Source organism: Nocardioides sp. DN36 (assembly GCF_055380375.1).
Genome location: NZ_AP043823.1, coordinates 447,404 through 460,113, shown reverse-complemented (window position 1 = coordinate 460,113; position 12,710 = coordinate 447,404). Strand labels below are relative to the sequence as shown.

Here is a 12,710-nt window from a genome sequence, read left to right as displayed (position 1 = left end):
GCAGGGCGACAGAATGTACGATCAGGAAACAATTCCCGACGATCTGTCGGGTCCTGAGCCCGGAGTGGCCGATGCCCGACGTGACCGTCCGCGACGTGCTGGGCATGCCGGTGATCCGGGGGGCCGGGCCCACCGTGCTCGCCGGCGAGGACGAGCTGGACCGGCGGGTTCGCTGGGTGCACGCGACCGAGCTCGCCGACATCGCGCCGCTGCTCCGCGAGGGCGACCTCGTGCTGACCACCGGCATCGCGCTGCCCGAGAACGAGCGCGGCCTGACGACGTTCGCCGAGAGCCTTGCCGAGGTCGGCGCGGCCGGGCTGATGGTCGAGCTGGGCCGGCGCTGGCAGGACGAGCTCCCCCCGACCCTCGTGGACGCGTGCCGGCGCTTCTCGCTGCCCCTGGTGCAGCTGGCGCGGGTCTCGAGGTTCGCCTCGATCACCCAGGCCGTGGGCGAGCGGGTCGTGGACGAGCAGCTCGCCGAGCTCCGCGACGCCGAGCGCGTGCACGAGACGTTCACGGCGCTGAGCCTCGCCGAGGCGGACCCCTCGGAGATCCTCACCGCGGTGCAACGGCTGGCCGGCGCCGCCGTCGTCCTCGAGAGCGAGCAGCACCAGGTCCTCGACTACCTCGCCGGCCCCGACGACGTGGCCGGCTTCCTCGACGACTGGCAGGCCCGGTCGAGCCGGGTCCCGCTGCCCGGCCGGACCGTGTGGGACGAGCAGCAGGGCTGGCTGGTCACCCGGCTCGGGCCGCGGGAGCGCGGCTGGGGCCGGCTGGTGCTCCAGGCCCCGACGCCGCCGTCGCAGCGGCAGGTCGCGGTCGTCGAGCGCGGGGCCGCCGCCCTGGCCCTGCACCGGCTCCACGACCGCGACCGCGACAACCTGGTGCGGCGTACCCACCACGAGCTGCTGCTCGCCCTCCAGAGCGACCCCACCGCCGAGGACGTCGTACGCCGGTGCGAGCTCGCGGGCTTCCCCACCACCGGGCGGAGCTACGTCGGGCTGACGATCCGCCCGCGCCCGGCCATGGACGGCAGCGGGGCCGTCACCCGCCGCGCGTCGGGCGGCGAGGTCCTCGCGGCGGTGGTGCGCGCCGCGCACGAGCTCCGGACCCCGGCCCTGGTCAGCGAGATGGACCACGACGTGCGCGTCCTCCTGGCGGTCCGGCCCTCCAGCTCGGAGGGCCGGACGGTCGAGCGGCTGGCGGCCGACCTCGCGCGGCGGCACGCAGTGGTGGTCGCCGCCGGCCGCGGGACGAGCTCGCTGCGCACGGTCGACCGCGAGCTGCGCGAGTCTCGCCAGGTCGCCGACGCGGTCCGCCCCGACGCCGGCGACCGGCTGGTGCACCGGCTGGAGGACGTGCACCTGCGCGGGCTGCTCGCCCTCTTCGGCGACGACGACCGCCTCGGTCTCTTCGTGGCCCGCGAGCTCGACCCCCTGCGCCGGTACGACGCGCAGCACGGCACCGCGCTGGTCGACGCGCTGCGGGCCCTCGTCCGGCACCCGGCCAGCAAGTCCGACGCGGCGGCGAGCCTGCACCTGTCCCGTCCGGCTTTCTACGCCCGACTCGCGAAGATCGAGTCCGTGCTCGGCGCCCGCCTCGACGACCCGGACATCCGGGTCTCGCTGCACGCCGCGCTGATCGCCGACGAGCTGGCCGACCGGACCTGACCGGCTCGGACCACCGGCCACATCTCCCCCTCGGCAGACGATCCGCCCGACGCCGGGTCCCGATAGCGTTCCGCGCAGGTGGTCGGACAGGGTGGACCGGATGAGCGACGGCACGCAGGCACTCTCGGACCAGCGCTGGCGCCGGATGCCGATCGCCGCCTGGCTGCCGCGCTACCGGGGCGCCTGGCTGCGCGGGGACCTGGTGGCCGGGGCCGTCGTCGCGGCCCTCGCCGTCCCGCAGGCGCTCGGCTACGCGTCGATCGCCGGCGCTCCGGTCGAGGTGGGCCTCTACGCGGTCCCGGTGGCGCTCGTCGCGTACGCCGTGTTCGGCTCGTCCCGCCAGCTCGTCGTGGGGCCGGTGTCGACCGTGTCCGTCCTCTCCGGTTCGTTCCTCGCCAGCTTCGGGGTGGCCGGCACGGCGCAGGCGGCGTCCTACACGGCGGCCCTGGCCCTGGGCTCCGGCCTGGTGCTAGTCGCCGCCGGCTTCCTCCGGATCGGGTGGATGGCCGAGTTCCTGTCCAAGCCGATCGTCACCGGGTTCGTCCTCGGCCTGACCATCCTGGTCATCCTCAACGAGGTGCCACACCTCCTCGGGGTGCCGACGCCCGTCGGCCAGGTGGTCGAGCGGGTCGGCGCCCTCGGGTCGAGCCTGGGCCGTGGCGACGCCGACCTGACGACCGTCGCCGTGTCGGCCGTGTCGCTGGTGGTCCTCTTCGGCGGTTACCTGGTGGCGCCGAAGCTGCCGTGGGGCCTGCTGGTGCTGCTCGCCGGTCTGGTGACCTCGGCGGCGCTGGACCTGGAGGCGCGTGGCGTCGAGGTGGTCGGCCACGTCCCCCGGGGACTGCCGACACCGGGCGTGCCGACGGTCGACGCCGGCGACCTGGTCAGCCTGTTCACGGCGGGCGCGGCGCTGGCCCTGGTGGGCCTGGCGGAGGGCCTGAGCGCTGCCCGGCTGTTCGCCGGCCGCGGGGACTACCGCATCGACGCCGACCAGGAGCTGGTCGCCTCGGGCGCGGCCAACGTCGCCTGCGGGCTCTTCGGTGGGCTCGGGGTGGCCGGGAGCCTCTCCAAGACGGCGACCGCCGTGGACGCCCGCGGCCGCACGCAGGTGACCGGGCTGGCCGCGGCCGTGCTGTCCCTCGTCGTGATCGTGGCCATCGCGCCTGCCCTGTCGGACCTTCCCCGGGCGGTGCTCAGCGCGATCGTCGTCAACGCGGTGTGGAAGCTGATGGACCTCCCGGCCCTGGGCCGCTACGCCCGGGTGCGCCGCAACGACATCGTCGCCGCCTGCGTGGCCGCCGTGGGCGTGGTGCTGCTCGGTCCGCTGAACGGGCTCCTGCTGGCCGTCGGGGTCTCGGTGCTGGGCCTGGTCTTCCGGTCCAGCCGCGTCGACGTCGAGATGATGGGCAAGGTGCCGGACGAGAAGGCCGCCTGGGGAAGCCTGCGTGACCACGCCGAGCGACCGACGTACCCCGGGGTGATGGTCCTGCGCATCGACGTGCCGATCTTCTGGGTCACCGCGGCTCCCGTCCACGACAGCGTGCTCGCCCTGGTGGCGTCCGCACCGGGCACCCGTGCCCTCGTGCTCGACCTGGAGGCCACCAACCAGATGGACACGACCAGCGCCGACGCGCTGGCCGGCCTGCTGGCGGCCCTGCGCAAGCGGGACGTCGACCTCTACCTCGTGCGCGTGATGTGGCCGGTGCGCAGGGCACTGCGGCGCTCGGGCCTGCTCGATGACCTCGGCGAGGACCACCTGTGGCACAGCATCTCCCAGGGGGTGCGGGAGGCGCGCCGGGCGCACGGCCTGCTCGACCTGCCGGCGCGCGAGGGGGGCCTCGACGAGGGTCCCCTCGACACCGACCACGAGGAGCACATCGTGGCCCACCACCCCGGTCCCGCTCCCCCGGAGATCCCCTGAGCGGACCGGTCGGGCCGTCCAACTTCGCTGCTCGCTCGATGCGTCCTCAGGGGTAGAGGATATTCGGTGACCGGCCTGAGGAGCGGCCATGGCGACACGGAGCCAGCAGCACGTCTCGGCGTTCGCGGACCTCGTCGAGGCCCGGTCGACATCGCTGCTGCGCCTCGCGTACGCCGTCGTCGGCGACCACCAGCTGGCCCAGGACCTGCTCCAGGAGGCGCTCGTGAAGGTCTACGTGGCGTGGCCGCGGCTGCGGGACTCGGCGGCGGCCGAGGCCTACGTGCGACGCACGATCGTGACGACGGCGATCTCGTGGCGGCGCCGGAGGTCCTTCCACGAGCCGCCGGTCGCCGTCGTACCCGAGCGTGACGACGGCGACGAGACCGACCGGCTCACCACCCACGGCGTGCTCTGGCAGCAGGTCCGCGAGCTGCCGCCGCGGCAGCGCGCCGCGCTGGTGCTGCGCTACTACGAGGACCTGTCCGAGGCGGAGACCGCGGAGCTGATGGGCTGCTCGGTGGGCACCGTGAAGAGCCAGGTCGCCACCGCGCTGGGCAAGCTGCGCGACCGCATGGGTCCCGGCTCCGGCGTGCTGTTCCCCGAGGGCGAGGCGGTGACCCGATGAGCACCACCCTGCATGACGCCCTGACGCGGCGGATCGACGAGGTCGGCCCGGCCCGCCTCGACATCGACCATCTGGTCGGCCTGGGCGAGCGACGACTGCGCCGGCGCAGGCTCACCGCCGTCCTGGTCGCCGGTGCGGCCGTGGTCGTCGCGATCGCGCTCGCGGTCGGCCTGGCCCTGACCGGCCCGGCCACCCGGGACCAGGGGCCGGTGAACCGCCCCGACACCGACCACCACCGGACCGACGACTCTGCACCGGACGGGCCGCGCCGGGATCTCGTGTACCGCGACATCGGGCGGCGGGCCGGCATCGTGCACGTCGGCGACCTCGCCCTCGACACCGGCAGGGAGTTCGAGCACATCGACCTGACCGACGACGGCTTCGTGTTCACGACGACGGACGGTCGGCTGTGGTTCAGCGACGGTGGCGAGCCGGCCCGGGTCGCGGCGCACCTCTGCGGCCGCAGCTGGGACGTCGATCCCCACAGCCACTACCTGGGGCTCGCCGAGGAGGGCATGGTCATGTCCGCCAACGTCGGCTCCCTGGTCGCCTGGTTCGAGTGCGACCCGGGGACGGTGGGGACGCTGGTCGGTCTCGACACGGACTCCGGCCGGGAGATCGTCCGCGAACCGATCGCGGCCTGCGCCCCGCACCGGCGCGCCTCCTGCAGCCTGGCCGGGGTCGTCGGCGAGCACGTCTACGTCACCGTTGCCGTCGAGCACCGTCCCGGTCACTGGCACGAGCGCCTGGTCGTGGTCGACGCCGAGAGCGGCGGTCACCAGGCAGCGACGCCGGCGGCGTACGCCGCGGACCTCAGGAGCCAGCCTCGGGGCCTGGTGGTCGGCGACTCGCGGCGGACCGGGACCTCGACGGACGGGATCGGGCAGCTGCTCGGCCTGGTGGGATCACGGCTGGTGCCCGTGACCGGTGAGGGCGGGGCGCCGACGCGTGCCTTCGACACCGTCACCGGGCGGTCCGTCTGGTTCCGGCTGCCAGCCGGGTACCACCCCGAGCCCTCGGAGGATTGCCGGTGGGGAGCGTGCTTCACGACCTTCGAGTGGCTCGACGACGACACCGTCGCGCTCTTCGGGGTGTCCACGCAGCCGGAGGGCGACGTCCTCACCTGTCGGCTCTCCGACCGGACCTGTCACCTGGCGGCGCCCGCTCCGCCCGCGGACAGCTGGCGCAGCCTGCCCGACCTCCCGCTCCCGGGGTGACGACTCACCTCGTCCGCTCGGCGGGCGGGTGGTCGGGCCACGCGACGGCGTACGCCGGGTCGCGGCCGTCGAGGACCCGGGCGTGGCGCAGCAGCTCACGCACGATGCCGGCGTTGCCCATCGCCCAGCCGTGCCGCGGTGCCAGCTCCGGCGGGTCGGCGCGGTGCTCGTGGTTTGACCAGCGCGCACCGTCGGCGTCGACCGTCGCGCGGGCCTCGAGGTCCAGGACCAGGACGTCGGCGAGGTCACGCCCGTCGCCCCGCTCCACCGCGCGGTCGAGGGCGAGGGCGAGGACGCCGGCCGTGCCGCAGCAGCGCCCGCTGTTGTCCCAGAAGCCCGGCCGCAACCGCCGCGGGAGACCGGACCCGCGGACGGTGTGCCAGCACCGGTCCTCCAGCGTCGACCAGCGCTCGTCGCGGGTCAGCCGGCGCAGCAGCCGGAACACCTGGGCGTCGCCGGCCGGACCGTGGCACCAGCCGTAGCTGAACCGCTCGATCCCCTCGTGCTGCTGCTGCGGGTCGGAGTGCGGGACCAGGAACCCCGGCTTCCCCGCCTCGTCGCGCGCCACCACGTCGGCCACCCCGGCCAGCGCGAGGTCCATCAGGTCGGCGCGTCCGGTCGCGTCGGCGGTGGCGGCGAGCGCGTAGGCAACACCGAGGGTGCCGTGCGAGAGGTGGTGCCGGCGGGCGGCCAGCCCGACCCGGTTCTCCCAGGTGACCCCGTGCGGCGTGGCCTCCGCCGTCCGCAGGTACGGCGCCACCGCCGTCTCGGCGAGCCCGACGTCACCGAGGCGCAACGCACCGAGCGCGATCCCTGCGTTGCCTCCCATCAGCTCGAACATCGGCCCCCAGCGCTCGCCGTCGAACGAGGCCCGCACCCGGTCGAGCGCCCGGCGGGCCGCCGCCTCGGCGTCCTGCTCCCCCAGCTGCCCGGCCACCGCGTGCAGGGCGAACGCCATCCCGGTGGCGCCGAAGTAGAGCGAGGCGTGGTCCCAGTGCTCGACCTGCCTCGCGAGCGTGCGCGCTCCGCGCACCGCCACGTCTCCCCACCGGTCGTCGTCGAAGTGCCGCTGCGCCTCGAGGAAGGCCAGCACGATGCCGGCGCCGCCCGCATACAGGTCCGGGTCGGGTGCGTCCCGGTCCGGTGTGCCGGTCCACTCGGTCCCGTCCCCCTCAGGGCGGCCCGACGCGGCGAGCCACTCGAGCGCTGCGAGCGCCAGCTCCTCGGTCGGCATGGCCACATTGTGGCGGTCGGCCCGAGCGAGCTCAGTCCGGAGTGACGATGGCGAAGTCCGGGTCGGGGGCCTGCAGGACCGCGAACAGCCGCGCCGGCACCGATGGATCGCCGGTCAGCTCGATGCCCGCCGAGTCGAGCGTCGCGGCGTCGACGGCCCCCGCGGCGAGGACGCCCAGCGAGGCCTTCGGCAGCCGCAGCGTGGCGTCGGCGGCGCCGGGCTGCCGCGCCGCGCTGTGGGTGAGGACGCCGTTCGCCAGCCGCAGGCGGAACCGCTGCCCGGTGTCGGTCAGGACCACGTCGATCGTCAGCCGCTCGTCCCACGCGCGCGGTCCGTCGACCCGGATCGCGAGGGCGTCGAAGAGCATCTGCGGGGTGAGCGCGGCGAGCAGGTCCGCCGAGCTGGCCTGCGCGGGTGTGCCGAACCCGCCCTCGCGCAGCTCGGTCGCCCCGGAGAGGTAGACGCAGCGCCAGGTGCCGTTCTCCGCGCCGTAGCCGAGCTGCTCGTAGGTGGCGGCCAGCAGCTCCCGCGCGGCGGCGTGGCCCGGCTCGGCGAACACGACGTGGTCGAGCACCTCGGCGACCCACCGCAGGTCACCGGCGTCGTACGACGCCCGCGCCTTGGCCACGACCGCGTCGGCGCCACCCATGAACTCGACGTACCGCCGCGCCGCCTCCACGGGCGGGTGCTGCCACAGGTGAGCCGGGTTGCCGTCGTACCAGCCCAGGTAGCGCTGGTAGATCGCCTTCACGTTGTGGCTGACCGAGCCGTAGTAGCCGTGCGTGTGCCAGGCAGCCTCCAGGGCCGGCGGCAGCTGCATCCGCTCGGCGATCTCGGCGCCGACCAGTCCCTGGTTCAGCATCCGCAGGGTCTGGTCGTGCAGGTAGGCGTAGAGGTCCCGCTGCAGGGAGATGAACTCCACGATCCGCTCGGTGCCCCAGGTCGGCCAGTGGTGGGAGGCGAACGCCACCTCCGCCTGGCGGCCGAACAGGTCGATCACCTCGGTCAGGTAGCCCGCCCAGGCATGCGGGTCGCGGACCAGCGCGCCCCGCAGGGTCAGCAGGTTGTGCAGGGTGTGCGTCGCGTTCTCTGCCAGGCAGAGCGCCCTGCGGTCGGGGAACCAGAAGTGCATCTCCGACGGGGCCTCGGTGCCGGGCGCCATCTGGAAGACCATGCGCACCCCGTCGACGACCTCCTCCTGCCCGGTCGTGGTGATCTCGAGGGTGGGTGCGATCAGGGTGACCGAGCCCGTCGAGGTGGTCTGCCCCAGGCCCGCGCCGATCTGGCCGGCGGGGCCGCGCTCCAAGGCCGCGCCGTACATGTAGCCCGCACGCCGGGCCATGGCGGTGCCGGCGTAGACGTTCTCCGCCACCGCGTGCTCGACCAGGCCCTCCGGCGCCACGACGACGACCCGGCCGGCGTCGACGTCCTCCTGGCTCGTGACGCCCTTGACGCCGCCGAAGTGGTCGACGTGGGAGTGGGTGTAGACCACCGCGGTGACCGGCCGCTCGCCCCGGTGCTCGCGGTAGAGCGCCAGCGCCGCCGCCGCTGTCTCCGTCGAGATGAGCGGGTCGATCACGATCACCCCGCGCTCACCCTCGACGAAGGTGATGTTCGACAGGTCGAGCCCCCTCACCTGGTAGATGCCCTCGGTGACCTCGAACAGGCCCTGCATCGCGACCAGGCCGGACTGGCGCCACAGGCTCGGGTTCGCGGTCTCGGGCGCCGGCCCGGCCAGGAACGCGTAGGAGTCGTTGTCCCACACCACCCGCCCGTCCGCCCCGCGCACGACGCCCGGCTCGAGCCGGGCCACGAAACCCCGCGAGGCGTCCTCGAGGTCGCGGTCGTCGGCGAACGGCAACGAGCGGCGCAGCGCCTCGTGCTGGTCGGAGATCTGCGGGACGGGCGCGGCAGCGGCGGTCGACATGCGCGTGAGTCTGACGTCGCCGTCGGGCCGCCACATCCTCCGGAGCGGGTGAGCCACCCGTGTGGGGAGCACCCGGAGCACGTCGCGCCCGACGCCGCGGACGGTTACGGTGAGGCAGGAGTCAGGCGTTCACCGGAGGTCGTGATGCGGGTGCTCTTTGCCGACTCGGTCGGCGGTACGACGGTCGACGAGCTCGAGGCGCGCGGCCACACCTGTGTCGTCGAACCGGGCCTCGGGGCGGCCGACCTGGCGGGGCGGGTCGCGGGGTTCGACGTGCTGGTGGTGCGCAGCACGAAGGTGGGGGGCGAGGTCTTCGAGACCGCCGACCGGCTGGCCCTGGTGATCCGGGCGGGCGCCGGGACGAACACCATCGACACCGAGGCGGCAGCGGCCCGCGGCGTGCTGGTGGCCAACCTGCCCGGCCGCAACGCCGCGGCGGTCGCCGAGCTGACGATGGGCCTGCTGCTCGCCATCGACCGGCGGATCGTGGACGCCGCCGCCGACCTGCGCGCCGGCCGCTGGGACAAGAAGACCTACAGCGCGGCCCGCGGGCTGCTCGGCTCGACGATGGGGATCATCGGGCTCGGCTCGATCGGCCTCGAGGTCGCCCAGCGGGCCGCGGCGTTCGGCATCGACCTCCGGGCCCTGGCCCGACCCGGCCGCAGCGCGGAGGTCGAGACCCGCGCCGCCGACCTGCGCATCCACCTGGCCGACTCGCTCGAGGACCTGTTGCCCGCCTGCGACGTGGTGACCCTTCACCTGCCGTCGAACGCCGACACCGCCGGGCTGGTCGACGCGGCGTTCCTCTCCCGGATGAGGCGCGGGGCGATCCTGCTCAACACCTCGCGGGGCGACCTGGTCGACGAGGGCGCGCTGCTCCGGGCTCTCGACGAGCACGACCTCCGCGCCGGCCTGGACGTCTACGCCGACGAGCCCGGCACCGGGCGGGCCGAGTGGAGCTCACCCCTGGCCCGGCACCCGCGCGTCGTCGGGACCCACCACGTCGGCGCCTCCACGCAGCAGGCCCAGGACGCCGTCGCCGCCGGCGTGGTCGAGCTCGTCGACGCGTTCGTGCAGGGCGAGGCACGCAGCTGCGTCAACCTGACGCCGAGCCGGATCGGCTCGGCGACGCTCACGGTGCGCCACCTCGACCGGGTCGGGGTGCTCGCGCACGTGCTCGACCGGCTGAGCCGGGCCCGGCTCAACGTCGAGCACATGGAGAACCGGGTGTTCCGCGGCGGCGCCGCGGCGGTGGCGACGATCGACGTGGCCGGCCCGGTGTCCGAGGACCTGCTCGCGGACCTCGACGCGCTGCCCGACGTGCTCGGCGTCTCCGCGACCAGCATCGACGCGGCCGGCTGACCGCTCACGTCCCGTCGAGCGCGGCGACCAGGCGCGGCAGGTCGGCGATCGAGTCGATCACGGCGTCGGGCTCCACGTCGCCCTCGAGGTCGGCCGGCGAGAACTTCCCGGTGCGCACGAGCACGCCGGCCAGGCCGGCCCGCTGGGCACCCTCGACGTCGGTGCGCACGTCGTCACCGACCATCACCACCTGCCCCGGGTCGAGGCCGAGGGCGTCGACGGCGGCCGCGTAGAACGCCGGGTCCGGCTTGCCGAGGACGACGGCGGTGCGGCCGATGGCGTGCTCCAGGGCGCGCACGAACGGGCCCGCATCCAGGCGGAGCCCGTCGTCGGCACGCCAGTAGCGGGTCATCCCCAGGGCGACGAGCGGGGCTCCGGGGTTGCTCGCGAGCAGCCGGAAGGCCCGGTTGAGCGTCGCGAAGTCCCAGCCCTCGCCGAGGTCGCCGACGACCACCGCGCCGGCGCCCTCCTCGACGTCGTCCGGGAGCGGGTCCAGCCCGGCGAGCTCGGCGGCGGTCGCAGGGGGCAGGAACAGCGCCGGCCGGCGTACCTCGTGGTGCCGCAACCAGGCCTCGGCGGCGACGGCCGGGGTGAGGACCTCCTCGGCCGTGGCCGTGATGCCCATCCCGGTCAGCTGGTCGACGATCGCCTGCCGCGGCCGGGACGTGGTGTTGGTCAGGTAGCGGTACGCGACGCCCCGACGTCCGAGCCGGGCGACGGCCTCGGCGGCGCCCGGCACCGGCTCGTCGCCGACGTAGACGACGCCGTCGAGATCCAGCAGGACTCCGGTCACACCTCCATCATGCGTCCGTCCCGTTCGGGGCTGACAACGGCGGAGATCGGGCGCACCATGGAGGTGGAGCGGCGGGTGCCGACACCACGCCGGCACGGGAGGACCGTTCCGGAGGTGGCCATGGGCACCTCGCTGCAGGAGTGGCCCGCGCTCGTCATCACCAGCGGCCCGCAGGCCGGGCGCAGCTTCACCATCGGGCCCGGCCGGATCACGCTCGGGCGCGCCACGGACGCCGACATCGTGCTGGACGACGCGTCGGTCAGCCGCCACCACGCCGCGGTCAGCCGCGACGGCGGGACCGTCACCCTCGAGGACCTCGGCTCGACCAACGGCACCCGGGTCAACGGCGCGCGGCTCACCCGTGCGTCCGCCCTGCAGACCGGTGACCTGCTCCGCCTCGGCGAGGTCGACCTGCAGTTCGGTGTCATCGGCATGCCCGCGCAGCGAGGCGGCGAGGGGCCCGCCACGTCGTACGACTTCGGCGACGTGGGCGGTCCGGTGAACGCCGGCAGCGGGGCGATGAACGTGGGCAGCGGGACGCAGTACGTCGCGGGCGGCGACATCCACCACGGCGACACCTACGACGTCGAGGTCACCAACGACTACGACTCCTCCGACGAGATCTTCCAGGGCGTCGGACCCGGACGGGTGCTCGCGGTCCTGGGCACGATCGTCGCCCTGGTCGGGTTCGGCATCTGGATGACGCTGATCTTCTCCGGCTTCGGCGTCAACGACCCGACCGACACCACGCCCTTCGACCGGAGCTTCGCCGGCATCCCGCTGCTGGCCATCGGGTTCGCCCTGTTCGCGGGCGGCGGCGTCCTGGCCGGCATCGGCACGGGCATGTCGAAGGCGGCCCGGAAGCGGCAGAGACAGCAGACCCAGAGGAGACAGCGATGAACGACACCTTCCGGTTCGGCAACGTGTCCGGCCCGGTCAACGCAGGGTCGGGGAACATGAACGTCGGCAGCGGCAGCCAGCACGTGGCCGGCCGCGACGTGGTCGTGGACAGCCGGGTCGGTGCCGACCCCGACATGGCCGCCGAGATCGAGGCGCTGCGGGCGGCGGTCGCGGACCTGCGGCTCACGACCCCCGAGCGCACCGAGGCCGAGGCCCGGCTCGGGGCCCTGGCCGAGGCCGGCGACAAGCAGGAGGCCGCCGGGCACCTCGAGTCGTTCGTGAAGGGGCTGGACAAGGCCGGTGCGCTGGCGACCGCGAGCTCGACGTTCCTCGAGTCGCTGACCAGGCTGGCCACCTGGATCGGTCCGCTGGCGGCCGGGGCCCTCGCCCTCCTCTGACCGGCCCCGGGAGGAGCGACCCCATGCCGGTGAGCTGCCGCTGCACCGAGACCCACACCCGGCACCGGGTCGTGCTGACCGGCGGCCCGGGCGGGGGCAAGACCGCCCTGCTGGAGCTGATCCGGCAGTCGCTCTGTCCGCACGTGCACCCGTTGGCCGAGTCGGCGGGCATCGTGTTCGGGGGCGGGTTCCCGCGCGCCGACGAGCCGGAGTGGCGACGGGCCGCGCAGCGCGCGATCTTCCACGTCCAGCGCGAGCTGGAGGTCATCGGCGACACCCACAACGCCGCCCTGGTGCTGTGCGACCGGGGCACCGTGGACGGGCTGGCCTACTGGCCGGGGAGCCCCGAGGAGTTCTGGTCCTCGGTCGGCACCCGGCACGCCGACGAGCTGGCGCGGTACGACGCCGTGATCCACCTGCGCACCCCGCCGGCCGGGCACGGCTACAACCACGTCAACCCGCTGCGCACCGAGACCGCCCGCGCCGCGGCCCGGATCGACGAGCGGCTGCTCGAGGCGTGGGCGGACCACCCGCGTCGCATCGTCATCCCCTCCGAGAGCAGCTTCCTGACCAAGGCGACCCACGCCCTCGAGGCGCTGCGCGGCGAGCTGCCCTCCTGCTGCGCCGCCGGCGGCATCCCGCTCCCCACCGCGGGGTGAGGCC

General features: G+C 74.5%; 11 protein-coding genes. 8 read left to right on the top strand and 3 right to left on the bottom strand.

The window, feature by feature from the left end:
* Nucleotides 1-71 precede the first annotated feature (71 nt).
* From ACZ43H_RS03130 to ACZ43H_RS03115, 4 genes are all read left to right on the top strand, one after another.
* On the top strand, nt 72-1,670 hold the full coding sequence (locus tag ACZ43H_RS03130; RefSeq protein WP_464587678.1) for a PucR family transcriptional regulator: 1,599 nt from the start codon (nt 72-74) through the stop codon (nt 1,668-1,670).
* Between the two features lie 100 nt (nt 1,671-1,770).
* Entirely contained in the window at nt 1,771-3,591 is a 1,821-nt protein-coding gene (locus ACZ43H_RS03125) for a SulP family inorganic anion transporter (protein ID WP_464587676.1), read from the top strand.
* A gap of 88 nt (nt 3,592-3,679) precedes the next feature.
* A complete protein-coding gene (locus tag ACZ43H_RS03120) occupies nt 3,680-4,216 on the top strand; it encodes a SigE family RNA polymerase sigma factor (protein WP_464587674.1) in 537 nt (178 codons plus the stop codon).
* Complete coding sequence (locus tag ACZ43H_RS03115) at nt 4,213-5,433, top strand: hypothetical protein (RefSeq protein WP_464587673.1); 1,221 nt, start codon at nt 4,213-4,215, stop codon at nt 5,431-5,433. Before ACZ43H_RS03120 ends, ACZ43H_RS03115 begins: the two co-directional genes overlap by 4 nt.
* Nucleotides 5,434-5,437: 4 nt before the next feature.
* On the opposite strand, the gene ACZ43H_RS03110 is transcribed toward ACZ43H_RS03115, so the two are convergent.
* Both ACZ43H_RS03110 and ACZ43H_RS03105 read right to left on the bottom strand, forming a co-directional pair.
* A complete protein-coding gene (locus ACZ43H_RS03110; RefSeq protein WP_464587672.1) occupies nt 5,438-6,667 on the bottom strand; it encodes a lanthionine synthetase LanC family protein in 1,230 nt (409 codons plus the stop codon).
* Between the two features lie 31 nt (nt 6,668-6,698).
* Nucleotides 6,699-8,594 carry an alkyl/aryl-sulfatase gene (locus ACZ43H_RS03105; RefSeq protein ID WP_464587670.1) on the bottom strand — a complete coding sequence of 632 codons (1,896 nt, stop codon included), beginning with the start codon at nt 8,592-8,594 and terminating at the stop codon, nt 6,699-6,701.
* A gap of 144 nt (nt 8,595-8,738) precedes the next feature.
* Here ACZ43H_RS03105 and ACZ43H_RS03100 point away from each other — a divergent pair, with 144 nt between their 5' ends.
* Entirely contained in the window at nt 8,739-9,956 is a 1,218-nt protein-coding gene (locus ACZ43H_RS03100; RefSeq protein ID WP_464587668.1) for an NAD(P)-dependent oxidoreductase, read from the top strand.
* Nucleotides 9,957-9,960: 4 nt separating this feature from the next.
* Here ACZ43H_RS03100 and ACZ43H_RS03095 read toward each other — a convergent pair whose 3' ends face one another.
* The gene (locus ACZ43H_RS03095; RefSeq protein ID WP_464587666.1) at nt 9,961-10,749 is read right to left on the bottom strand and encodes a TIGR01458 family HAD-type hydrolase; all 789 of its coding nucleotides are present in this window, start codon (nt 10,747-10,749) and stop codon (nt 9,961-9,963) included.
* Between the two features lie 9 nt (nt 10,750-10,758).
* Between ACZ43H_RS03095 and ACZ43H_RS03090 the strand changes: the two genes are divergently transcribed.
* The 3 genes from ACZ43H_RS03090 to ACZ43H_RS03080 are packed head-to-tail and all read left to right on the top strand — an operon-like array spanning nt 10,759 to nt 12,706.
* Complete coding sequence (locus ACZ43H_RS03090) at nt 10,759-11,649, top strand: FHA domain-containing protein (protein WP_464587664.1); 891 nt, start codon at nt 10,759-10,761, stop codon at nt 11,647-11,649.
* Nucleotides 11,646-12,047 carry a hypothetical protein gene (locus ACZ43H_RS03085; protein ID WP_464587662.1) on the top strand — a complete coding sequence of 134 codons (402 nt, stop codon included), beginning with the start codon at nt 11,646-11,648 and terminating at the stop codon, nt 12,045-12,047. The genes ACZ43H_RS03090 and ACZ43H_RS03085 overlap by 4 nt, the downstream gene beginning before the upstream one ends.
* Nucleotides 12,048-12,070: 23 nt before the next feature.
* Nucleotides 12,071-12,706, top strand: coding sequence for an ATP/GTP-binding protein (locus ACZ43H_RS03080; protein ID WP_464587660.1), 636 nt, complete (start codon nt 12,071-12,073; stop codon nt 12,704-12,706).
* Nucleotides 12,707-12,710: the final 4 nt, after the last annotated feature.